This window comes from Achromobacter mucicolens (genome assembly GCF_029866465.1).
GTDB lineage: Bacteria > Pseudomonadota > Gammaproteobacteria > Burkholderiales > Burkholderiaceae_B > Achromobacter > Achromobacter mucicolens.
In genome coordinates this window covers 4,806,544-4,830,219 of the sequence record NZ_CP123364.1, presented here as the reverse complement: position 1 = coordinate 4,830,219, position 23,676 = coordinate 4,806,544, and the positions used below count along the sequence as shown (strand labels likewise).

The following is a 23,676-nucleotide window of genomic DNA, read 5'->3' as shown; positions in this document are numbered from 1 at the left end:
AAAAGGCGTCAGGCGGCCGGGGAGTCGGCGGGGGGAGCGACGGGCAAGAGGCCAGGCGCGATCGGCCGGAAGTTGCGGAAGTCCCAGTCGCGCCCCGGGGCGGCATCGATCAGGGCGCGGGTATACGGGTGGCGGGGCTCGGTCAGCACGGTTTCGGCCGAGCCGGTTTCCACCACCTGCCCGCGCTGCATCACCATGATGGTGTCGCAGATCTGCGCGGCCACGCGCAGGTCGTGCGTGATGAACAGCACGCCCACGCCGGTGCGCTCGCGCACCTGTTCCAGCAGCTCCAGCACCTGGGCCTGCACCGACACGTCCAGCGCCGAGACGGCTTCGTCGGCCACCAGGATTTCCGGATCCATGACCAGGGCGCGCGCGATGCAGATGCGCTGGCGCTGGCCGCCGGAGAACTGGTGGGGATAGCGCCGCATCGCGTCGGGGCTCAGCCCCACCACGCTGAGGGTTTCGCTGGCGCGCTTTAGCGCCTCGTCGCGCGGCACGCCGAAATTCAGCAGGCCTTCGATGATGGACTCGCCGACCGTGCGGCGCGGATTGAGCGACCGGTACGGGTCCTGGAACACGATCTGGATGCGGCGGCGCACGGGACGCAGCGCCGATCCGGACAGCGTGCTGAGGTCTTCGCCGCCCATCATCATGTGGCCGGCGGTGGGCTCGATGAGCCGCACGATGCAGCGCGCGACCGTCGACTTTCCCGACCCCGATTCGCCGACGATGCCCAGGATCTCGCCCTTGCGCAATGTCAGGTTGACGTCGGTGGCGGCAATGACGTGCTGCGCCGCCTTGCGCGAGAACAGCGAGCCCTTGGCGCCATAAGTGCGGCCCAGACCCTTGACGTGCAGCACCGGCGTGCCGCCGGGCGGCTCGCGGCGCGAGGGCACCAGGCTGGGCACCGAGGACACCAGCCGGCGTGTGTAGGACTGCTTGGGTTCGGCCAGGATCTCGTGGCGCGAGCCGCTTTCGATCAGGTCGCCGCGGTTCATGACCACGATGCGGTCCGCGATCTCGGCCACCACGCCGAAGTCGTGCGTGATGAACAGCACTGCCGTCCGGTGCTTGACCTGCAGCTCCTTGATGAGCGCAAGAATCTGCTTTTGCGTGGTGACGTCCAGCGCCGTGGTCGGCTCGTCGGCGATCAGCAGCTTGGGTTCAAGGATCAGCGCCATCGCGATGACGATGCGCTGGCGCTGCCCGCCCGACAGCTGGTGCGGGTAGGCGTCGTAGATGCGCTCGATGTCGGGCAGGTGCACCGACTGGAACATGTCCAGCACCTTGGCCCGGCGCTCGGCCGCCGACATGTTCTTGCGGTGCAGGCGCAGCACCTCGTCGACCTGCTTGCCCACCGTGTGCACGGGATTCAGCGCGGTCATGGGTTCCTGAAAGACCATCGCCATGCGCGTGGCCCGCAGCTCGCGCAGCCGGCGTTGCGTGGCCGTGGCGACGTCCTCGCCTTCGACGCGGATCGAGCCCGCGCTGATGCCCAGGATGCCTTGCGGCAAGAGGCCCATGACGGCCAGCGACGTGACGGACTTGCCCGAACCGGACTCGCCGACCACGCACACCGTTTCGCCGGCATGCACGTCCAGGCTCAGGTTGCGCACGACGCGGTTGCCCGCGCCGGCGACTTCGACCGACAGATTGCGGATGGCCAGGATGGCGGACGAGGTATCGCCCGCGGGGGGATTGGGGGAATAGTTCATCGGCATCAGATCCTGCGCACCATTTTCGGGTCCAGCGCGTCGCGCAAGGCGTCGCCCAGGATGTTCACGCTGAGCACGGTCAGCGACAGGAACAGTCCGGGGAACAGGATCAGGCCCGGCAGCATGCGGAAGTACATGCGGCCTTCGGACATGATGTTGCCCCAGGACGCGATCTCGGGCGGGATGCCCGCGCCCAGGAAGCTCAGGATGGCCTCGGTCAGCATGGCGGACGCAAAGACGTAGGTGCCCTGCACCGTCAGCGGCGCGATCGTGCTGGGCACCATGTGCCGCCACAAGAGCAGCGGTAGCGGCGTGCCCAGCGCCAGCGCGGCCTCGACGTAGGGCTCGCCGCGCACGCTGAGGATCTGGCCGCGCACCAGGCGCACCACCCGCGGGATTTCCGGGATGGTGATGGCCACGAGCACGGTCGTGATGCTGGCGCCCGTGACCGACACCAGCGCGATCGCCAGCAGAATGCCGGGGATCGCCATGATGGCGTCCATGGTGCGCATGATCGGACCGTCCAGCGACCGGAACCAGCCGGCGATGACGCCGATGACCAGTCCGATGACCACGCTGACCACGGCGGCGCCCAGCCCCGCGATCAGCGAGATGCGCGCGCCGTAGGCGACGCGCGACCACACGTCGCGGCCGAACGCGTCCGTGCCCAGCAGATAGTCGGTGAAGGGCTGCTTCAGGCGCGCGCCCGGATTGAGGAGGGTGGGATCGACCGTGCCCAGGAGAGGCGCGAACACGGCGACGAAGACGATCGCCGCCAGCACCACCAGCGCGAGCATGACGGGCCAGCTCTTGAGCCCCTGGCGGATCTGCCGCCAGGCGGTGGTGTGCGGGGTGCCGCCTCCGGGGAGGTCGGCGGCCGCCTGCGCGGCGGCGTCGGTTGGCGTTTGCATGCTCATGGTGTCAGTACCTGATCCGCGGGTCGAACACCGTATAGGCGCAATCGACAACAAGATTGATGAACACGTAGACGAACGCGAAGAAAAGCGTCAGGCCCTGGATGACGGGGTAGTCGCGCGCCAGCACGGCTTCGACCACCAGCCGGCCGAGGCCCGGGATGTTGAACACCGACTCGGTGACGACGACGCCGCTGATCAGGAGCGCGATGCCCACGCCTACGACGGTGGCGATGGGCACGGCCGCGTTACGCAGCGCATGGCCAAGCAGCACCCCGGTTTCGCCCAGCCCCTTGGAGCGCGCCGTGCGGATGAAGTCCTCGCCCATGACCTCGATGACGCTGGTGCGCGTGATGCGCGCGATCAGCGCCACGTAGACCGTGGAGAGCGCCAGCGAAGGCAGGATGAGCCGGTGCAGGAACGGCCAGAATCCCTTTTCCAGGGGCACATAGCCCTGCACGTTGAACCAGCCCAGCTTGATGGCGAAGGCCCAGATCAGCAGGTAGCCGGTCACGAACACCGGCACGGAAAATCCCAGCACCGAGAAGCCCATGACGGCGCGGTCCAGCAGCTTGCCCTGGCGCCATGCCGCCAGCACGCCAAGCGGAATGGCGACGAGCAGCGTGAACACCAGCGTGAGCACGGCCAGGCTGAGCGACGGTTCAAGGCGTTGCGCGATGAGCTTGGTGACCGGCACGCCGGACATCAGCGAAGTGCCCAGGTCGCCCTGCAGGAGCTTGCCGCCCCAGATGAAGAACTGCTTGACCACCGGCTGGTCCAGGCCCATCGTCTGCCGTATCTGAACGATACGTTCGGGCGTGGCGCCGTCGCCCGCCATGATGATGGCCGGATCTCCGGGGCTGAAACGCAATATCGCAAAGACCACCACCGCGACCATCACCAGGACTGGGATGGTCGCGAGGAGCCGGCGTGAGACAAATGCCAGCATGTATTTCCCCCTGTACCAATTAGGCCTGCGCGGACTGCTTGCTGCGGCGCGCAGGCCCGGAGCCCATCAAGGGGCCTTTTTGACGTTCCAGAACGCGAAGACCGGCGCGTGCACCAGGCCCGACAGCTTGGTCGAGTAGACGGTGGGCACGGACATCTGGCCCAGCGGCACGTACAGGCCTTCGTCGATGCCGATGCGCTGCACTTCCTCGGAGATCTTCTTTTGTTCCGCCGGGTCCGAGGTCAGCGCCATCTTCGTGCGCAGTTCTTCGATCTGCGGGAAGTCGGGCCAGCCGAACCACGCGTTGTCGCCGTTGGCGGCCGCGGGGGCGGAGCGCACCGGGTCCATCACGTCGGTGGCGTACCAGTTGGTGTTGTGGATGTTCCAGCCGCCTTCGGCCGGTGCGGCCTTGGAGGCGCGGCGCGTGGCCACGCTTTGCCAGTCCATCGCCGCCAGGTTGACGTTGAAGCCCGCCTTGCGCAGCGCCGCGGCCATCACGACCGGTTGCGCCGACAGCGTGCCAACATCAGTGGCGTGCATGACCAGGATGGGCGTGTTGTCGTAACCCGCTTCCTTGAGCAGCGCCTTGGCCTTCTCGATGTTCGACGGGACGATCATGTCCTTGCCGATATCGCTTTCCAGCGGCGTGCCGCAGCCCCACAGCGAGGCGCAGGTCTTCCAGTACTTGGGATTGCCGACCAGCGCCTTCATCACGTCTTCCTGGCCGATCGCGTACATGGCGGCCTGGCGGATCTTCTTGTTGTTGAAGGGCGGGTACTTGAAGTTGAAGCGGTACATCGTGAAGTAGCCGACCGGGCTGAGCGACTCTTCCTTCAGGTCCGGGTTGCCTTCGATCATCGGCAAGAGGTCATACGGGAACTGCTCGACGAAATCGATCTCGCCGCCCAGCAGCGCGTTGGCGGTGGTCAGGGCGTCGGGCATCACGTCCCACTCGACCTTGTCCACGTGCACGACCTTGCCGCCAGCCAGGCCGCTGACGGGCTCCTTGCGCGGCACGTAATCGGTGTTCTTGACGTAGACGGTCTTTACGCCCGGCTTGAACTCGGCGACCTTGAACGGGCCAGAGCCCGTCATGTCGGTGATGGGCTTGCCGATGGCTTGTTCGGCGATGCGCTTGGGCATCATGAACGGCGCGGTGCCGGTGGGCTTGGACAGGGCGCGCAGCGCCAGGTCCGTGGGTTCCTTCATGACGATGCGAAAGCTCTTGTCGTCGATGACTTCGATCTTGTCGGTGAACTTGAGCAGCGTGCGGCCCATGCCGTCGCCGGCGGCCCAGCGCTTGATCGACGCCACGCAGTCCTCGGCGGTCACCGGCTGGCCGTCATGCCATTTTTGACCCGGGCGCAGCGTCATGGTGTAGGTCTTGCCGTCGGGCGAGACTTCCCACTTCTCAAGCATCTGCGGCTGCACCTTGTTGTCGGCGTCGGTGGCCAGCAAGGTGTCGTAGATCATGTAGCCGTGCCACGTCGTGATGTAGGCGGTGGTGGCGTGCGGATCGGTCAGGCGCAGTGGCGAGTGCATCACCGTCTTGATGACGGTCTCGGCGTAGGCGCCGTGAGCCATCGCGAGAGTGACGCCGGCCAGCGCGGCCGCTCGGACAAACTTGAGCATGTATTTCCCCTTGAAGCGTTGTGAGCGGCGCATGGGCCGCTACGTCGTTGACGCGTCGCGATGAAGCGGCGCGCGAGGGTCAGGCTGTCGCTGCAGACCGGCTGTCGAACACCGGCCCGCAAGGCGCCATTCTGATGCCGGGACGCAACCGTGTCCATGGTTGTTTTGCCGCATCCATCAGCATGGAACCGGGCGCCGCGCACACCAGGATCGTGTGCGCGATCGGGGTGAAATCGGCGCGAAAGTGCGCCGAACTCTTGACCCCAAGGATCGCGGCGCGCGTGGGTTCCACGCCGGCGAACCGGAACATCTCCTGGTCGGCCATTTGCACCTTGTTGGAGGCCAGAATGATGCGCACGCCGCCGATGCGCAGGCACGCGCTGGGGCCCAGATCCATGTGAAAGCCGCGATAGAACGCACCATGCGTATCGAAGCGTCCATCGGAAGTTTTCTCGACGATGAACTCGGTGTCCAGGGGTTCGTCGTGGGGAATACCCGAATGTCCACCCAGTGCAATCCGAATGGTATTTCCAGCGCCGGCGCGGTGCGCGGCCAGCGCGGCGGCCGGGTCCACAATCAGACCAATCGCCGTATCGCGCGCATCGTGGCGGATGAGCGCGCGCAGCACGCCGGTGGTGTCGGAACTGCCGCCCGCGCCCGGGTTGTCCTGCGCGTCGGCAATGACCACGGGCTTGGACGCATCGCGCGCCAGCCGCAACGCTTCCTGCACGGCTTCATCCGGGGTGTAGAGCTTGCCGCCGAAGTCCTGTTCCGCATTCTCGACGGCGCGCGCCATCTCGTCGGCAGCGGCATCGGCTTCGGCTTGCGTCATGCCGTAGGCCCAGACCGTGGGCGCGCATTCGGGAAAATCCGCGGCCGGGAACCCGGTCGCAAAGGAGATGCTGCTGGCCGCGCCGCGCGCCTCCAGATCGCCGAGCAGCTGGTACAGGCTGCGGGCCGGCTCGATGTCGGTGGACTGCCAGCACAGCGGAATCAGGAAGGGCAGGCTGCGCAGCGCCACGTAATGACGCGGCATGCCGCCCAGCCGCTGCGCCAGCAGGTTTGCGGCGCGCTGGCCGGTCTCGGCCATGTCGATGTGGGGATAGGTGCGATAGCAGACCAGTGCATCGGCATGGCGCACCATCGCGCGAGTCACGTTGGCGTGCAGGTCCAGGCTGGCGACGATGGGCACATTGGGGCCGACCAGTTCACGCACGCGCTTGAGCAATTCTCCTTCGCCGTCGTCCAGATGCTCGGTGACCATCGCGCCGTGCAGATCCAGATACACGCCGTCCAGCGGCATCGCCTGCGACAGCCCTTGCAGAATCATCGCGCTGATGCGCTCGAACGCATCCCGGGTCACATGCCCGGAGGGACTGGCCGCCGCCCACGTCGTGGGAATCAACGCATGCCCGCCCATCGCCTCGATAAATCCCGCCACCGGAATATTGGCCCCCGCCACCGCTTCGAACATCGCAGGGCCACTGACCAGCTTCGGCCACCCCCCACCCTTGTCCGCAAAATCCTCCCACGCCGCGCGCGACGGCGCGAACGTATTGGTCTCATGCTGAAAGCCGCCGATCCCGATGCGCATCAGGTTTCCCCCTGTCGTACAGATATTCGGAAGGCGCGGCGAGACGCCGCGCAGTGTCAGTGCTTCAAGCCAAGCCCCTCAATCCGAGGCAAGAACGACGCGCCCCGATTCAAGCAATCCCTTCCCAAGCGGGGTCGCGCGGATCCGGGCTCCGCCGGTCCGCTGCGACGCCCCTGGGGGAAGGCGCGAAGCGCCTCGGGGGGGCCATCTACTTCGCGACTGGCATCGTGAATTCGGCGCCCTTGGCGATGCTGTCGGGCCAGCGCTGCATCACGCTCTTGTAGCGCGAGTAAAAGCGGATGCCTTCCTCGCCATACGCATGGTGGTCGCCGAACAGCGAACGCTTCCAGCCGCCAAACGAATGCCATGCCATGGGCACCGGGATCGGCACGTTGATGCCCACCATCCCGACCTTGATCTGCCGCGCGAACGCGCGCGCCACGCCGCCGTCGGACGTGAAGCAGGCCACGCCGTTGCCGAACTCGTGCGCATTGATGAGGTCCACCGCGCTGGCGAAGTCCGGCACGCGCACGATGCACAGCACCGGCCCGAAAATCTCTTCGCGGTAGATGTTCATGGCCGGCTTGACGTTGTCGAACAGCGTGCCGCCCAGGAAGAAGCCCTTTTCGTTGCCCGGCACCGTGAGGTCGCGGCCGTCCACCACCAGGTCTGCGCCGCAGGCGATGCCGTCCTCGATGTAGCCCATCACCTTCTTGCGGTGCTGCGCGGTGACCAGCGGACCCATCTCGGCGTCCGATTGCATCCCGTCCTTGACCACCAGCGCCTTGACGCGCGGCGTCAGGCGTTCGACCACCTTGTCGGCCACGTCGCCCACCGCCACGGCCACCGAAATGGCCATGCAGCGCTCGCCCGCGGAACCATAGGCCGCGCCCATCAGTGCGTCGGTCACCTGATCCAGGTCCGCGTCGGGCATGACCACCAGGTGGTTCTTGGCGCCGCCCAGGGCCTGCACGCGCTTGCCGCGCTTGGTGCCTTCGGCGTAGATGTATTCGGCGATCGGCGTGGAGCCGACAAAGGACAGGGCTTCCACATCGGGGTGCGCGATCAGCGCGTCGACCGCCTGCTTGTCGCCATGGACCACGTTGAAGACGCCGGGCGGCAGGCCCGCTTCGGTAAGCAGCTCGGCCAGGCGCACGGACGCGGACGGATCGCGCTCGGAGGGCTTGAGCACGAAGGTGTTGCCGCAGGCGATGGCCACCGGGAACATCCAGCACGGCACCATCATCGGGAAGTTGAACGGCGTGACGCCGGCCACCACGCCCAGCGCCTGGCGCATGCTCCAGTTGTCGATGCCGCCGCCGATCTGGTCGGAGTACTGGCCCTTGAGCAGTTGCGGAATGCCGCAGGCGAACTCGACGATCTCGATGCCGCGCATCACTTCGCCCTTGGCGTCCGAGAACACCTTGCCGTGTTCGCGGGTGATGAGTTCGGCCAGTTCATCCTGGTGCTGGTCCAGCAGCGCCTTGAAGTTGAAGAGGATGCGGGCGCGCTTGAGCGCCGGGGTTTCCGACCAGGCGGGAAAGGCGGCCTTGGCGGCGGCCACGGCCATCGCCACGTCGTCGTTCGAGGCCAGCGGGATGGACGAGGCGATCTCGCCGGTGGCCGGGTTGAAGCCGTCGGCGTAGCGGCTGCTGCTGCCATCGTAGGGCTGGCCGTTGATGAAATGCGGAATCTTCTTCATGGGTGCAAGGCTCGATGCGGGAATACGTCAAAAAATGCAGCGGGGCGGCCGGTGGCCGCCCGTGTGCGGATGGCGCGCCGCCACGGGCGCGCAGGATGGCAACTCAGGCAACCTCTTTCAGAATCTTGCCGATCTGCTCGAAGATCTGGCCGATCTGGGCCTCGTCGATGATCAGCGGGGGCGAGACGGCGATGATGTCGCCGGTGTAGCGCACCATCAGGCCGCTGTCGAAGCAGCGCTGGAAGACTTCGGCGGCGCGTGCGCCCGGGGCGCCTGCGCGCGGCGCCAGTTCGATGCCGGACACCAGGCCCAGGTTGCGCACGTCGATGACGTTGGGCGCGCCCTTCAGGCTGTGCGCGGCTTCCTGGAATGCGCCCGACAGCTTGCGGGCGCGGCCGAACAGGTCTTCGCGGCGGTAGATGTCCAGCGTGGCCAGGATGGCGGCGGCCGCCAGCGGGTGCGCCGAATACGTGTAGCCGTGGAAGAACTCGATGCCGCCCGCCGGGCCGTTGACGATGGCGTCGTGCACCTCGCGTTTGACGGCGACCGCGCCGGCCGGCACGGCCGCGTTGCTGACGCCCTTGGCCATGGCGATGATGTCGGGCGTCACGCCGAAGAATTCGGATGCCGTGGCGGCGCCCAGGCGGCCGTAGGCGGTGATGACCTCATCGAAAATCAGCAGGATGCCGTGCTTGGCGGTAATTTCGCGCAGCTTTTCCAGATAGCCCTTGGGCGGAATCAGCACGCCCGTGGAGCCGGCCATCGGCTCGACGATCACGGCGGCGATGGTCGAGGCGTCGTGCAGGGCGATGATGCGCTCAAGTTCTTCGGCCAGGTGCGCGCCCCACGCGGGTTGGCCCTTCGAGTAGGCGTTCTGCTCAAGATTATGGGTGTGGGGCAGGTGGTCCACGGCGGGCAGCAGCGCACCGGAGAACGTCTTGCGGTTGGCCGAGATGCCGCCCACCGAGATGCCGCCAAAGCCCACGCCGTGATAGCCGCGTTCACGGCCGATGAGGCGCGTGCGCTGGCCTTCGCCGCGCGCGCGGTGATAGGCCAGGGCGATCTTGAGCGTGGTGTCGACGGATTCGGAGCCGGAATTGGTGAAGAACACGCGGTCCAGGCCCTGCGGCATCAGGCCTGCCACCGCGGTGGCGGCCTCGAAGGCGAGCGGGTGGCCCAGCTGGAAGCCCGGCGCGTAGTCCATGACGCCGGCCTGGCGGGCGATGGCCTCGACGATTTCCTCGCGGCCGTGCCCGGCATTGACGCACCACAGTCCGGCCGTGCCGTCCAGGATCTGGCGGCCGTCGGTGGACGTGTAATACATGCCTTTGGCCTTTGCCAGCATGCGCGGCTGGGCCTTGAACTGCTTGTTGGCAGTGAAGGGCATCCAGAGATGGGACAGGTCGGGCAACTGGGCGGGGGCGTTCATGGTGACTCCAGAAGAGGGACAACCGTGGCCGCCGCAACACGCGCGCGGCCAGCGGGATTCGGACGATTCTGGAACGTCCCGCCGGGAATGAAAATATACGATCCGCGCATTTGCCGCTAACTGTATAGTTGTCAGCACCACAACTGTACAGTTTGCTCGTGATCGACTTTCAACCCGTCCGCGGCCGCGGGGCCGCGCCCACCCTCGTCGAACAGCTGGTCGCGGCGATCCTGCGCGCCGTCGAGGCGCAGACCCTGCGTCCGGGTATGTCCCTACCCTCGGTCCGGGAGTTCGCGCGCCAGTACGGCGTCAGCACCTTCACCGTGGCCAGCGCCTACAGCCGGCTGGTGTCGCAGGGCTGGCTGGCTGCGCGGCCCGGCGCGGGCTACCGGGTGGCATCGCCCGACGCGCCCACGCGCCGCGCCGAACCGCTGTCCTGGGAGCCGCCGCGCCTGAACGCGGGGTGGCTGCTGTCGGACATCTTTGCCGACCACTCCATCCCCATCAAATCGGGGTGCGGGTGGCTCCCCGGCGAATGGCTGAACGAAGAAGGCCTGCACATGGCGCTGCGCCACATGGGGCGGGTGCCCGCGATGCGGATCGCCAATTATGGGCATCCCTATGGCTACGCGCCGCTGCGCGAGACCATCGCGGCCAGCCTGAGCGCGCAGGGCATGGAAGTCGAGGCGTCGCAGGTGCTGCTGACGCAGGGCGTGACCCATGGGCTGGACACGGTGATCCGCACGCTGCTGCGGCCGGGCGACACGGTGATCGTCGAGCAGCCGGCCTACGCCAATCTCTTGCAGATGCTGCGCCTGGCCGGCCTGCGCGTCATCGCGGTGCCCAGGACGGCCGACGGCCTGGACTGCGACGCCCTTGAGCAGGTGGCGACGCAGCACCGGCCGCGCGCGCTCTTCATCAACACCGCGCTGCAGAATCCGTCGGGCGCCAGCATCACCATGGCCAATGCGTTCCGCATCCTGCAAGCGGCCGAGCGGCACGGGCTGTGGGTGGTGGAAGACGACATCTCGCGCGAGCTGGCGCCGGGCGTCACGCCCATGCTGGCGGCGCTGGATGGTGCGCGCCGGGTCGTCTACCTGGGCGGCTACTCAAAGGTCATCAGTCCGTCCGTGCGTGTGGGCTATGTGGTGGCGCACCGCGATCTGGTGCGCGACATCGCCCGCACCAAGATGGCGGTGGGCCTGACCACGCCCGAGATCATGGAGCGCATCGTGCACCAGGTCATCCGGGAGGGCCGCTACCGCGCGCATATCGCGCGTACCCGCGAGCGGCTCGCCGAGGCGCATACGGAAGTGGCCGAGCAGATGCGTCAGCACGGCTTTGAAATCCATGGCAGGCCGCAGGGCGGCCTGTTTTTGTGGGCAAAGGTGGCGGGGCAGTGGCGCGAACGCGGCGCAAACGGCCTGGCGGAACTGGCGCTCAAGGACGGCATCTGGCTGGCGCCCGGCTCCTACTTCGAAGCGGACGAGGCCGACACGGCGTGGGTGCGCTTTAACGTGGCGTACTCGGCAGCGCCCGCGCTGTGGCGCTTCATGCGCAATGCGGGCGCGGCCTAGGGGGGAAGTCTTCAGGCGCGTTCGTACGTGACGAAGTCGTAGTCGTAGCCGTTTTCGGCGGGCTGCGGTTCGCGCGCCGTTTCCTTCCATTGGAACGCGGGCAGCAGCGGGAAGAACGCATCGCCCTCGACGTCGGCATGGACTTCGGTGGCCAGAACGCGCCTGGCCAGCGGCAGGGCCTGCGCGTAGATCTGCGCGCCGCCGATCACGAAGGCTTCGTCGATGTCGCCGCACGCGGCCACCGCCGCCTCAAGGGTGGGCGCAAGGATGGCGCCGGCGGCACTGAAATCGGGATTGCGGCTGATGACGATGTTGCTGCGGCCGGGCAGGGGACGGCCCAGCGAATCCCACGTCTTGCGGCCCATGATGATCGGATGGCCCAGCGTGCTGCGCTTGAAATGCGCCAGGTCGCCCGGCAGTTTCCAGGGCAGGGCGTTGTCGCGGCCGATGGCGCGGTTGGTGGAATAGGCGACGATCAGGGTAAGGCTGGCGGGCATGCGTGCTTTGAACGGGTAAGGATTTGGCCGGAAGAATGCCGTAAGCGTAGCAAATTGCGGCGCCGGCCCCGTCAGTTTTCCGCGTGTTCCAGGAACTCGGTGGCCGGCATGGGCTTGCCCAGCAGGAAGCCCTGCAGCGAGTCGCAGCCCAGCCCGGTCAGGAATTTCTGCTGCGCGGCGGTCTCGACGCCTTCGGCCACGATGCGCAGGTTCAGCTGCTGCGCCAGCGCGATGATGGCCGACACGACGGCCGCATCTTCGTTGTCGTTGTCCAGCTGGTTCACGAAGCCCCGATCGATCTTCAGCTCGGTCGCCGGCAGCCGCTTCAGGTAGAGCAGGCTGGAGTAACCCGTGCCGAAGTCGTCGATGGAGATCGTGACGCCCAGTTCGGACAGGCGCTTGAGCACCGTCAGGCTCGTCTCGGCGTCGCGCATGGCGGTCGATTCGGTCACTTCGATGGTCAGGCAGGCAGGCGGCACGTCATGGCGCGCCAGCGCCGACCGCACCGTTTCCACCAGGCTCGAATGCGAGAACTGCAGCGCCGAGATGTTCACGGCGATGGTCCAGTGCCCCTGGCCGACATCGATCCACTCGCGCATCTGGCGGCAGGCCTCGTTGATGACCCATTCGCCGATGGAGAGGATGAGGCCGGTCTTTTCCGCCGTCGGAATGAACTGGTCCGGGCCCACCAGGCCGCGCGTGGGATGGTTCCAGCGCAGCAGCGCCTCGGCGCCCATGATCGGGCCGGCCGGCGCCTCGTACTTGGGCTGGTAGTGCAGGACGAACTGGCCGCGCTCCTGCGCCAGGCGCAGGTCGTGCAGCAGCTCGATCTGCTCGTGCGCGTCCGCGTTCATGGACGGCTCGAAGAAGCTGTAGCCGGTGCCGCCCAGCCGTTTGGCGTGGTACATCGCCGCGTCGGCATTGGTCAGCAAGGAGTGGGTGTCCTCGCCATCGTTCGGGAAGACCGCGATGCCCACGCTGGAGGTCACCAGCACGTCGTGGCCGTACACCGTGACCGGACGGCCGATGGCCTCGATCAGCCGGTCCGCCACGTTGGCCGCGTCGGTCGGTTCAATGACTTCGCTCAGCACGATGAACTCGTCGCCGCCCAGCCGGGCGACGGTGTCCTGCGTGCGCAGCGCCTGGCGGATGCGCTGCGCCAGATCGATCAGCAGCGCGTCGCCGGTATGGTGGCCGTAGGCGTCGTTGACGGCCTTGAACCCGTCCAGGTCGAAGAACAGCACCGCGAAATGGCCGCGGCGGCGGGTCGCGCTTTCGATGGCCTGTTCCATCCGGTCTTCGAGCAGGATGCGGTTGGGCAGTTTGGTCAGGGTGTCGTGCAGCGCCAGTTGCACCAGTTCTTCATTGGCTTCGGCCAGGGACGAGGCCAGGGCGGACGTGCGCGCCTCAAGACGGTTGTCCAGCACGGCCACGACCAGGGCGATGGCCAGCACGCTTAGCGTGACCGCGGTCACGGCGATGGCCAGCCAGCCGGCCGAGATGCCGGCGTCGGCCGCCATGCAGATGCTGCCGGCCGGGAACCCCGCGGCTTCCATGCCCGTGTAGTGCATGCCGACGATCGCCAGCCCCATGACACCCGCGGCCGCCGGGCGCGACAGCGCCACGCGCGGCCCGTCCTGCCGAAGACGGTAGGTGATCCACAAGGCCGCGCCCGATGCGGCAACGGCAATCACCACGGACAGCGCGAACCATGTCGGGTCGTAATCGATGCCGGGCGACATGCGCATGGCCGCCATGCCGACGTAGTGCATCGCCGCGATGCCCGATCCCATCAGCAGCGCGCCGGCCGCCAGCCTGCGCCACGGCAGCTCGTCCTTGCAGACCATCCACAGCGCGAAGGCCGAGCAGGCGATCGCGATGGCGAGCGACAGCACGGTCAGCGGCAGGTCGTATCCCATCGGGATGGGCAGGCTGAAGGCCAGCATGCCCACAAAGTGCATGGACCAGATCCCGATGCCCATCGCGAACGCGCCACCCGCCAGCCAGAACTTCGCGGCAGGCAGGCCGCTCGATGCCTTCACGCGGTTGGCCATGCCCAGCGCCGTATACGACGCCAGGATGGCGACCCCTAAGGATACGAGGACGAGCGAAGGGTTATAAGTTCCAACGAGCATTTGTGGGGTCCTGTCCTAAGCGCATGCGGCGGCGGCGCGGGGCACGATTTTCAATTCAATTGGTAGTCAACAGTTGCATTACGGTCGCAAGGAGGATCCTGCTCTCGTCGCTGGCGATTCTCACACTCTCTTTATAGGGATGGGGGATTGGGCGGGGCAACGCCAGCGGTCGGCGCGGTTCGGGCGTTCGGCATGGCGCGCCGCGAGGGCCGGTCGATAGCGACGGGGCGCGCGGCATGCTGGACGCGCGTCCGAGGCTAAGGGATGGGTTATACCGAAATCACGCTTCCAGAAGCTCACCAATCTTCACCTGCTGCGGGACGTGCAAGGAATGGGGCGCCGGACGGTCGGCCGGCGGGTTGCGGATCAGCCCTGAAAGGCGGGCGCCGGGCCAGGCCGGCGCCGGGGTCAGACGGCCATTGCGGCCGTGAGGGGCGCGTGGTGCGTGTAGCCCGACAAAGAGAAATCGCCGGGTTCGACCTTCTCGAGCCACTCGGGCTCGTAGCGGCCGGTCACGGCGAAGTCGGGAATGCGGTCCGACAGCACGAGGCGGGGCGACTCATATGGCGTTCGCGTCAGTTGCTCGCGCAGCATCGGCAGGTGGTTCTCGTAGATGTGCGCATCGCCAATGAAATAGGTGAACCAGCGCGGGGTATAGCCGGTCAGGCGGCCGACCAGGTGCAGCAGCGCCGCGCCCTCGGTCAGGTTGAACGGCGTGCCCAGGCCCACGTCGTTGGAGCGGATGTACAGGCACAGCGAGATCTCGCGGGTCGTCGCGTTGGGCAGGAACTGATAGAGCAGGTGACAGGGGGGCAGCGCCATTTCCTCGATCTGCGCCCAGTTCCAGCCATGGAACAGGATCCGCCGGTCGCCCGGGCGTTCGTGGATGGTGTCCAGGCATTGCCGCAATTGGTCGACCGCCTTGTACAGCAGCACCTTCGGCTCGCCGTCCTGAACCAGATCGGCCACCTTGGCGTAGCCGCGCGACAACGCGTCCTCGATCTGCGCGGGGCGGTTGGCATCCAGCATCTTGTAGGCCGGCCATTGGCGCCATTGCACGCCGTAGACAGGCCCCAGGTCGTCCGGCCCTTCGCGATAGGGGTTCGCCAGCCACTGGGCGTTCTCGTTGGCATTCTGGTCCCAGACCTTGCAGCCCAGCTCGCGGAATTCCGCCGCGCTGCGCGAGGCGCGCAGAAAACCCACCATTTCGCCAATGGCCGACTTGAACGCCAACTTTTTGGTGGTGACGGCGGGAAAGCCCTGCTGCAGGTCAAAGCGCAGCGAGGCGCCCGGCATGCTGAGGGTGCGGATGCCGGTCCGGTTTTCCTGCCACGAGCCGGTATCGAGGATGGATTGAACGAGGTCCAGGTATTGTTTCATGGCGATCCTTGTGCCTGCTGTCCCGGGCCGGGAAGCAAGCGCGCCGCCACGAACGCGTCGCGGCGGCGCCTATATATAGTGAATGCCGAATTACACCACGGCCGCGCGAGGCGGCTCAGGCGGTGGCGGCGGCGTCCTGCGTGTCGACGATGTCGACGGAAAATGTCATGGCGGCCGTCTTTTCCAGCATGGCCGAGGCCGAGCAGTACTTTTCGTGGGAAAGCTGCACGGCGCGCTCGACGGCCGCGCGCGGCAGATTGCGGCCGGTAACGGTGAAGGCGAAGTGAATGCGGGTAAAGACCTTGGGGTCGGTGTCGGCGCGCTCGGCCTGCAGCTTGACGCTGCAACCGGTGACCGCGTGGCGGCCGCGCTTGAGGATCAGCACCACATCGTAGGCGGTGCAGCCGCCCGTGCCCGCCAGCAGCATTTCCATGGGGCGGGGCGCCAGATTGTGGCCGCCGCCGTCCACGGCGCCGTCCATCACGGCCACGTGGCCGCTACCCGTGCTGGCGGTAAAGAGCATGCCGCTTGGGCCGCCCCAGTCGATCGTGCATTCCATTTTGGTGAGTCCTTGAGCTTGAGCGCAGTCAATGGCTGATGATACCCGTTGCGTACAATCCCGGGCATGAGAACCCCGCCTCGCATCAGGGGTGCGGGGTGTCCGATTTGCCAGGAGATGCCATGTCCACCACGTTGTCCCAATCCGGTCCCGTTTCCCTGCGCCGCCGCCACGGCCCCCTGGATGCCCTGCTGGCCGAGACCGACCGGGCGTTGCGTGTGCTGTCCGGCAACGCCAGCGCCGGCCGGGCCTATCCCGCCACCGCAGAGGAATCGCCGCAAACCCTCTCGGCACAGGAAAAACGCCACGCCGCCGGGCTCATGCGGGTCAACCATGTCGGCGAGGTCTGCGCGCAGGCGCTCTACCGCGGCCAGGCGTCGGTCTGCAAAGAGCCCGCGCCGCGCGCGCTGCTGCTGAACGCCGCCGCCGAGGAAGTCGACCATCTGGTCTGGTGCAACGAGCGCCTGAACGAACTGGGCAGCCGGCCCAGCTTGCTCAATCCCGTCTGGTACGCAGGCTCGTTTGCCTTGGGCGTGATGGCCAGCGTGGCGGGTGTGCCCCGCAATCTGGGCTTTATGGCCGAAACCGAAAAGCAGGTCGAGGCCCATCTGGACGAACACCTGCGCACCTTGCCGGTGCAGGATGAGCGCTCGCGCCAGATCGTCCAGAAGATGAAGGACGACGAGGCCCAGCACCGCGCCAGCGCCGAGCAGGCAGGGGGCGTTCCGCTGCCCGCGCCCGTGAAAATGGCCATGCGCGCCATGTCCAAGGTCATGACGACCACCGCCTACTGGATCTGAAACCGCGCCTGCAAAAAATGTTGCAATGCGCAAATTCCGCCGCCTCATGGTGCCTGAGGCACCATTTTGGTGCGGCGGCCAGGGTGGGATTACCCGCGATGATTCAGGGTTATTCCGCAAGGGGTAAACCCGTTTCGCAAAAACCCGGTTTTGCACAAGGCCGTTGATTGGCGCGGCTTTGCGAGAGGGCTGCGAAAAATTTGCAGCAAAAAAGCAACGCGTCTCGGGCCGTCAAAAATAGATCAAAAAAAATCTTGCAACGCACAAAAAACGTAGGTACTATTCACACATCGGATGTTGAAACGCAGACGGCGCGGTGAAAACCCCGGAAGCGTAGCGAGCAGAAAGCCAGCTCCCAACATGCCACGGTTGTCTCCTCCACCCTCCTCCTTTGGTGGATTTAGCCCGAGATCTCACGATCTCGGGCTTTTTTTTGTCCCGAATCGTTGCGTCCCTATTTGTAAGCGATCGCGGCATTTTCCGTGGGTCGCGAGGTTGCGCGCGGGCCGTCAGGCCCCCGCGTTTTCCCTCGGATAATTCGCGTGCCCAGAGGCGGAACGCTCTACAATCTCCCACATGAAACCAGTACTGCCGGGCGCTCGCGCGCCAGCGCGTTCCAGTCACATGCGCGGCGGACGGATTGCCCGCCTGCGCGCGTTACGTTCTGTGCCGCGGAATTGCACTTCTTTATCCCTCCCATATATGGGCGTTACACCTGCCTCCGATAATGGCGGGCCTGTCTCGATAGACCAACCAGAGGTGATCCAGTGACCTGGCTGTACATATGCGTGGTCGCGTTCATGGTGGGGGGACTCATCGTGGCGTCCGAGCGCTGGCATGGCGCGTTTACCGGCGATAGCGACCTCAACAAGCCCCAAGCCAATCATTCCCGCGCGACGCCCCGCGTCGGCGGTCTGGCGGTGCTTGCCGGTACGCTGGCTGGCCTGCTGGTCCTCGGACCCAGCAACATGACCCTTACCTGGCTGTGGCCCGCGCTGTTCGTCGCGGCGTTGCCCGTTTTCGTGGCCGGCCTGCTTGAAGACATCACCAAGGACATCGGCGCCAGCAAGCGTTTGCTGGCCGCTTTTCTATCCGCGGCCATCGCGTGGTGGCTGCTGGGCGGCGTCAGCCGTGTCGGCATGGCCCCTGTGGATTACGTGCTTTCGTTCTGGCCAGTTTCGCTGCTGTTCACCATGTTCGCGGTGGGCGGCTGTACCCATGCCTTGAATATCGTGGACGGCATGAACGGCCTGGCCGGCATGGTCGCCACGCTGATGGCGGTGTCGATCAGCCTGGTGGCCCTGCAGGTCGGCGATGTGCCGATCTTCCTGGTCGCCGCGGCGCTGGCGTCGGCCACCCTGGGCTTTCTCGTGTGGAACTTCCCGTTTGGCCGGGTCTTCCTGGGCGATGGCGGCGCGTACTTCCTGGGCTTCATGCTGGCCGAACTGGCCGTGCTGCTGGTTGTGCGCAACCCGTCCGTGTCGCCGTTCTACGCGCTGGCGGTCCTGTTCTACCCCGTCTTCGAAACCGGTTTCTCGATCTGGCGCCGCCGCTTCAAGCGCGGCGTGCCGGTGGATCAGCCCGATGCGCTGCACTTGCACCAGCTCGTGTTCCGCCGGCTGGTCCGGGTCACCTTCAGCCGCGGCCGGCGCCACGCCGTCCCCGCGCTTTGCAATGCGCTGGCGTCCCCGTACATGTGGGTCCTGGCGCTGATCGGGCTGGTGCCAGCCACGATCTGGTGGGACAACGCCTGGGCCCTGAGCGCCAGCCTGGTTGTCTTTGCCAGCGTCTATATCTGGCTGTACGCGCGCCTGGTCTCCTGGCGCCGCCCGGGGTGGCTCTTGCTGCCGTCCGTGCTGCGAACCACCGATTAGTTTGAGTGCCCCGGCGATAGCCGCCGGGGGCTCGGTATCCATCACCAGACCATCTTTAAAATGCCGTAAACGTTCTACGGTGAAGGGAGAGTTATGTTGCGAATCCAGGATGTGAAACTCGCTGTCGTCGGCCTTGGCTACGTCGGTCTGCCCCTGGCCGTGGAATTCGGCAAGAAGCGCCCGGTCATTGGCTTTGACATCAACACGCGCCGCATCGACGCGCTGAAGGCGGGCCACGACCACACGCTGGAAGTCAGCGACGCCGAGCTGGCCGAGGCCAAGCAGCTGAGCTACACCGCCGATCGCGCCGAACTGGGCGAGGCCAACGTGTTCATCGTGACCGTGCCCACCCCCATCGACGAATACAAGCAGCCGGACCTGACCCCGCTGGTCAAGGCCAGCGAGACCATCGGCGCGGTGCTCAAGCGCGGCGACATCGTCATCTATGAATCCACCGTCTATCCCGGCGCGACCGAGGAAGACTGCGTGCCGGTGCTGGAGCGCGTGTCGGGCCTGAAGTTCAACGAGGACTTCTTCGCCGGCTACAGCCCCGAGCGCATCAACCCGGGCGACAAGGAACACCGCGTCAGCACGATCAAGAAGGTCACCTCGGGCTCGACCCCGGAAGTCGCCGACCTGGTCGACAAGCTCTACAAGGAAATCATCACCGCCGGCACGCACAAGGCGTCCAGCATCCGCGTGGCCGAAGCCGCCAAGGTGATCGAGAACACGCAGCGCGACGTGAACATCGCGCTCATCAACGAACTGGCCCTGATCTTCAACAAGATGGGCATCGATACCGAAGCCGTGCTGCAGGCCGCCGGCACCAAGTGGAACTTCCTGCCGTTCCGTCCGGGCCTGGTGGGCGGCCACTGCATTGGCGTGGACCCGTACTACCTGACGCACAAGGCGCAGTCCATCGGCTACCACCCCGAGATCATCCTGGCGGGCCGCCGCCTGAACGACTCCATGGGCAGCTACGTGGTGTCGCAGCTGGTCAAGTGCATGACCAAGCGCCGCATTCACGTGCAGGGCGCCCGCGTGCTGGTGATGGGCCTGGCCTTCAAGGAAAACTGCCCCGACCTGCGCAACACGCGCATCGTGGACATCGTCCGTGAACTGGGCGACTACAACGTCGACGTGGACATCTACGATCCGTGGGTGGACGCCGACGAAGCCATGCACGAATACGGCCTGACCCCGGTGGCCAAGCCCGAGGAAGGCAAGTACGACGCCGTGATCCTCGCCGTGGCGCACAACCAGTTCAAGGACATGGGCGCCGAAGGCATCCGCAAGCTTGGCAAGCCGCAACACATCCTGTACGACCTGAAGTACGTGCTGTCGCCCGCTGAATCCGACCTGCGTCTGTAAAGGATTTCGCCATGACCACACGATTCGAGACTGTCACCCAGGAACTGTCCGCCGCGCCGCGCAAGTGGCTGGTGACCGGCTGCGCCGGCTTCATCGGCTCGAACTTGCTGGAAACCTTGCTCAAGCTTGACCAGACCGTGACCGGCCTGGACAACTTCGCGACCGGCCACCAGCGCAATCTGGACGAAGTCCAGGCTTCGGTTTCGCCGCAGCAGTGGGCGCGCTTCACCTTCATCGAAGGCGACATCCGTGACCTGGACGCCTGCCGCCGCGCGGCCGAAGGCGTGGACTACGTGCTGCACCAGGCCGCGCTGGGCTCGGTGCCGCGCTCGCTCAATGACCCCATCACGACCAACGAAGTCAACATCGGCGGTTTCCTGAACATGCTGGTCGCGGCGCGCGACGCCAAGGTGAAGTCGTTCGTCTATGCGGCGTCCAGCTCCACTTATGGCGACCATCCGGCGCTGCCCAAGGTCGAGGAAAACATCGGCAAGCCGCTGTCGCCGTACGCCGTGACCAAGTACGTCAACGAGCTCTATGCCGACGTCTTCGCGCGCTCCTACGGCTTCGAGACGGTGGGTCTGCGTTACTTCAACGTGTTCGGCAAGCGGCAGGATCCGGACGGCGCCTACGCCGCCGTGATCCCGAAGTGGACCGCCGCGATGATCCAGGGCAAGGACGTCACCATCAATGGCGACGGCGAGACCAGCCGCGACTTCTGCTTTGTGGAAAACGCGGTGCAGGCCAACATCCTGGGCGCGCTGGCCGCACCCGAGGCCCGCAACCAGGTCTACAACGTGGCCGTCAGCGGCCGCAGCACCCTGAACCAGCTGTTCAGCTTCCTGGTGCAGGCCCTGGGCAATCAGGGCGTGAATTACACCAAGCAGCCGGTCTACGCTGACTTCCGCGCGGGCGATGTGCGCCACTCGCAGGCCGACATCGGCAAGGCCGGCCGCCTGCTGGGCTATGCGCCCACGCACACGGTGCTGCAAGGCCTGGAAGTCGCCATGCCCTGGTACACGCAGTTCCTGCGTTGAAAGCACTCGTCCGAAAACTCGGCAACATCCACCCGGATCATCAGCGCATCTTCAAAGGCGCGTTCCGGGTGGCGGTGTTTCTGCTGCTGGGCAAGGCTGCCGGCGCCATCAAGGAGATGGCGGTGGCGTACCGCTACGGCGTCAGCGACGCCGTAGACGCCTACCAGTTCACGATGACCATGGGCACCTGGCTGCCCGTCACGATCGTGGGCGTGCTGTCGGTGGTGCTGATCCCGGTGCTCGTGCGCCTGGCGCGCACCGGCGGGGCCGAGAAGGAACTCTTCATTCGCGAACTTCAGGGCTGGGTCGCCGCCGCCGGCGTCGCACTGGCCCTGTTGACGTGGTTCGCCTGGCCGTATGTGGTGGATTGGCTGGGGCAGGGCCTGTCGGCGCAAGTGCGCGCCATGACGGGTGACCTGCTGATCGCCTTTGCCCCCGTGGCGGCGTTGCTGCTGATCGCCGGCATCAGCGCCGCGCGGCTGCGCGCGCAGGAACGCCACGTCAACACGCTGTTGGACAGTGTGCCCGCCGTGGCAACGCTGGCCTGGGTCATGCTGGCCGCCAGCGCCGAGAGCGTGGGACCGCTGCTGTGGGGCACGCTGGTCGGATACGCCATCCAGACCGTCTGGCTGGCCTGGCTGGCCGCGCGCGCCGACGGCGGCTTCTGGGGCGCGCCGTCACTGACACTGAAGTCGCCGCATTGGCCTGAACTGATGGGCGCGGCCGGCGTGATGCTGATCGGCCAGGTCGCCATGAGCTTTGTGGGTCCGCTGGACCAGTACGCGGCCGCCAACCTGGGCGCCAATGCCAACGCCACGCTCGGCTATGCCAGCCGGCTGCTGTCCCTGCTGCTGGGCATCGGGGCCGTGTCCGTGGGCCGCGCCGCGCTTCCCGTGCTGGCCGACGTGCAGGCGCGCGGCGACACGGCGCGCGCGCGCAGCATGGCGCTCAAATGGTCGTTGCTGATGGTGGGCGCCGGCGCCGGCGCCGTGGCGCTAGGCTGGGTTTTGGCGCCCTGGGGCGTGTCGGTGCTGTTCCAGCGCGGCGCCTTTACCGCCGAAAACACCGAAGCCGTCGCGCACGTGCTGCGCTGGGGCCTGCTGCAGCTGCCGTTCTACTTCGGCGTGCTGATCCTGGTGCAACTCCTGGCCAGCCAGAACCGCTACCGCATCATGGCCGCCATCGCGGTCGCCAATTTTGCGCTGAAGGCCGTGCTGAACACCGTGCTGGCGCCCCGCATGGGCGCGGCCGGCATCATGCTGGCCACCAGCCTCATGTATGTGCTGTCCTTTGCCTGCTACCTGGCCGTGGCGATGCGCAAGGCCGAACCCAAGGAGGCCGATTGAATGTCCGTAGCCGACCCCGCCCGTCCGGCGCGCGTGTTGCTGTTCATCCATTCCCTGCACGGCGGGGGCGCTGAACGCGTCGCCGCCGACCTGAGCGCCCATTGGGCGTCCGAGGGCAGCGAGGTCATGGTGGTCACGCAGGCCAGCGCCGACGGCGATGTCTATGCGCTGCATCCCAAGGTGCGCCGCGAGGTCCTGCACACGGCGGGCGAGGGCGGCGGCCTGCGCGGCATTCTCAGCAACCTGCAGCGCGTGCGCGCGCTGCGCCGCGTGATCAAGTCGTTCCGGCCCGACATCGTGCTGGGCATGATGACCACGGCGTCGGTGCTGGCCGTGCTGGCTTCCGCGGGGCTGAACTGCCAGGTCATTGCAACCGAACACACCCATCCGCCGTCCCAGACGTTGTCGGGCTTCTGGCAGCGGCTGCGCCGGCTGACCTATCCGCGCGCCGCGCGCGTGGTCGCGCTGACCCGCGGCACCGCGCAGTGGCTGGAACAGCATGTGCCGGGCTCGCGGCTCGCAGTCATTCCCAACCCGGTACACTTCCCGCTGCCGCGCGCCGAACCTCTCTTGCAGCCGGCTCCCCGGGATGGCCGCAAGCGGCTCCTGGCGGTCGGGCGGCTGCACGGCGACAAGGGTTTCGACCTGCTGATCCAGGCGTTTGCGCAGCTGGCGCCGTCGCATCCCGGCTGGGATCTGGTTATTCTGGGCGAGGGCAGCGAGCGCCAGGCGCTTGAAGCGCAGGTGCGCGAGGCCGGGCTCGAATCGCGCATCTCGATGCCGGGGCGTGCCGGCAATGTCGGCGACTGGTACGACAGCGCCGATCTTTACGTGCTGACCTCGCGCTTCGAAGGGCTGTCCAACACGTTGCTCGAGTCCATGGCAAGCGGTCTGGCGGCGGTCTCGTTCGATTGCGACACGGGTCCGCGCGAGATCATCCGCCACGGCATCGATGGCGTGCTGGTGCGGCCCAACGGTGACGTGCCCGCGCTGTGCGAGGCGCTTGGCGTGGTCATGGGCGATGACAACGGCCGCGCGCGCCTGGCGCAGGCGGCAACCGACGTGCGCGACCGATTCTCGGCCGTGCGCGTGCTGCGGAAATGGCAGGAACTTTTTGACGGCGTGCGGGCGAAGGGCCGCTAGGGCCCCGCGCGCGCCGTTG

18 protein-coding genes are annotated in these 23,676 nt (G+C 66.6%); 7 read left to right on the top strand and 11 right to left on the bottom strand.

The window, feature by feature from the left end:
* Positions 1-8 precede the first annotated feature (8 nt).
* From QEP15_RS22025 to aptA, 7 genes are all read right to left on the bottom strand, one after another.
* The gene (locus QEP15_RS22025; protein ID WP_280148063.1) at positions 9-1,718 is read right to left on the bottom strand and encodes an ABC transporter ATP-binding protein; all 1,710 of its coding nucleotides are present in this window, start codon (positions 1,716-1,718) and stop codon (positions 9-11) included.
* Positions 1,719-1,723: 5 nt separating this feature from the next.
* Positions 1,724-2,629: an ABC transporter permease gene (locus QEP15_RS22020; protein WP_128829043.1), complete on the bottom strand. Its 906-nt coding sequence runs from the start codon at positions 2,627-2,629 to the stop codon at positions 1,724-1,726.
* 10 nt (positions 2,630-2,639) lie between these two features.
* Positions 2,640-3,581 (bottom strand): ABC transporter permease, encoded by a 942-nt coding sequence (locus QEP15_RS22015; protein ID WP_056325255.1) that lies wholly within the window; start codon positions 3,579-3,581, stop codon positions 2,640-2,642.
* Positions 3,582-3,647: 66 nt separating this feature from the next.
* Complete coding sequence (locus QEP15_RS22010) at positions 3,648-5,213, bottom strand: ABC transporter substrate-binding protein (protein WP_056325258.1); 1,566 nt, start codon at positions 5,211-5,213, stop codon at positions 3,648-3,650.
* A gap of 79 nt (positions 5,214-5,292) precedes the next feature.
* Positions 5,293-6,807 (bottom strand): M81 family metallopeptidase, encoded by a 1,515-nt coding sequence (locus tag QEP15_RS22005; RefSeq protein WP_280148062.1) that lies wholly within the window; start codon positions 6,805-6,807, stop codon positions 5,293-5,295.
* A 208-nt stretch (positions 6,808-7,015) separates the two neighbouring features.
* Positions 7,016-8,509: a CoA-acylating methylmalonate-semialdehyde dehydrogenase gene (locus QEP15_RS22000; protein ID WP_175156095.1), complete on the bottom strand. Its 1,494-nt coding sequence runs from the start codon at positions 8,507-8,509 to the stop codon at positions 7,016-7,018.
* 103 nt (positions 8,510-8,612) lie between these two features.
* Positions 8,613-9,938 carry an omega-aminotransferase AptA gene (aptA, locus tag QEP15_RS21995; RefSeq protein WP_056325267.1) on the bottom strand — a complete coding sequence of 442 codons (1,326 nt, stop codon included), beginning with the start codon at positions 9,936-9,938 and terminating at the stop codon, positions 8,613-8,615.
* A 158-nt stretch (positions 9,939-10,096) separates the two neighbouring features.
* Between aptA and QEP15_RS21990 the strand changes: the two genes are divergently transcribed.
* Positions 10,097-11,515, top strand: a complete 1,419-nt coding sequence (locus QEP15_RS21990; RefSeq protein ID WP_152382605.1) for an aminotransferase-like domain-containing protein — start codon at positions 10,097-10,099, stop codon at positions 11,513-11,515.
* Positions 11,516-11,526: 11 nt separating this feature from the next.
* Here QEP15_RS21990 and QEP15_RS21985 read toward each other — a convergent pair whose 3' ends face one another.
* From QEP15_RS21985 to QEP15_RS21970, 4 genes are all read right to left on the bottom strand, one after another.
* On the bottom strand, positions 11,527-12,012 hold the full coding sequence (locus tag QEP15_RS21985) for a dihydrofolate reductase (RefSeq protein WP_280148061.1): 486 nt from the start codon (positions 12,010-12,012) through the stop codon (positions 11,527-11,529).
* 71 nt (positions 12,013-12,083) lie between these two features.
* Entirely contained in the window at positions 12,084-14,147 is a 2,064-nt protein-coding gene (locus QEP15_RS21980) for a putative bifunctional diguanylate cyclase/phosphodiesterase (protein ID WP_280148060.1), read from the bottom strand.
* A gap of 408 nt (positions 14,148-14,555) precedes the next feature.
* The gene (locus tag QEP15_RS21975) at positions 14,556-15,527 is read right to left on the bottom strand and encodes a thymidylate synthase (RefSeq protein ID WP_175234650.1); all 972 of its coding nucleotides are present in this window, start codon (positions 15,525-15,527) and stop codon (positions 14,556-14,558) included.
* Between the two features lie 115 nt (positions 15,528-15,642).
* Positions 15,643-16,086 (bottom strand): OsmC family protein, encoded by a 444-nt coding sequence (locus QEP15_RS21970; RefSeq protein WP_152382604.1) that lies wholly within the window; start codon positions 16,084-16,086, stop codon positions 15,643-15,645.
* Between the two features lie 122 nt (positions 16,087-16,208).
* On the opposite strand from QEP15_RS21970, the gene coq7 reads away from it, so the two are divergent.
* The 6 genes from coq7 to QEP15_RS21940 all read left to right on the top strand — a co-directional run bounded on the left by coq7 (position 16,209) and on the right by QEP15_RS21940 (position 23,657).
* Positions 16,209-16,886 (top strand): 2-polyprenyl-3-methyl-6-methoxy-1,4-benzoquinone monooxygenase, encoded by a 678-nt coding sequence (coq7, locus tag QEP15_RS21965; protein WP_062839989.1) that lies wholly within the window; start codon positions 16,209-16,211, stop codon positions 16,884-16,886.
* A 767-nt stretch (positions 16,887-17,653) separates the two neighbouring features.
* Positions 17,654-18,760 (top strand): MraY family glycosyltransferase, encoded by a 1,107-nt coding sequence (locus tag QEP15_RS21960; RefSeq protein WP_056325286.1) that lies wholly within the window; start codon positions 17,654-17,656, stop codon positions 18,758-18,760.
* A 93-nt stretch (positions 18,761-18,853) separates the two neighbouring features.
* Entirely contained in the window at positions 18,854-20,131 is a 1,278-nt protein-coding gene (tviB, locus tag QEP15_RS21955) for a Vi polysaccharide biosynthesis UDP-N-acetylglucosamine C-6 dehydrogenase TviB (RefSeq protein ID WP_128828976.1), read from the top strand.
* An 11-nt stretch (positions 20,132-20,142) separates the two neighbouring features.
* Complete coding sequence (locus QEP15_RS21950; protein ID WP_062839990.1) at positions 20,143-21,168, top strand: SDR family oxidoreductase; 1,026 nt, start codon at positions 20,143-20,145, stop codon at positions 21,166-21,168.
* On the top strand, positions 21,165-22,514 hold the full coding sequence (murJ, locus tag QEP15_RS21945) for a murein biosynthesis integral membrane protein MurJ (protein WP_280148059.1): 1,350 nt from the start codon (positions 21,165-21,167) through the stop codon (positions 22,512-22,514). Before QEP15_RS21950 ends, murJ begins: the two co-directional genes overlap by 4 nt.
* A complete protein-coding gene (locus QEP15_RS21940; protein ID WP_062839992.1) occupies positions 22,515-23,657 on the top strand; it encodes a glycosyltransferase family 4 protein in 1,143 nt (380 codons plus the stop codon). It begins immediately after the preceding gene.
* Positions 23,658-23,676 lie beyond the last annotated feature (19 nt).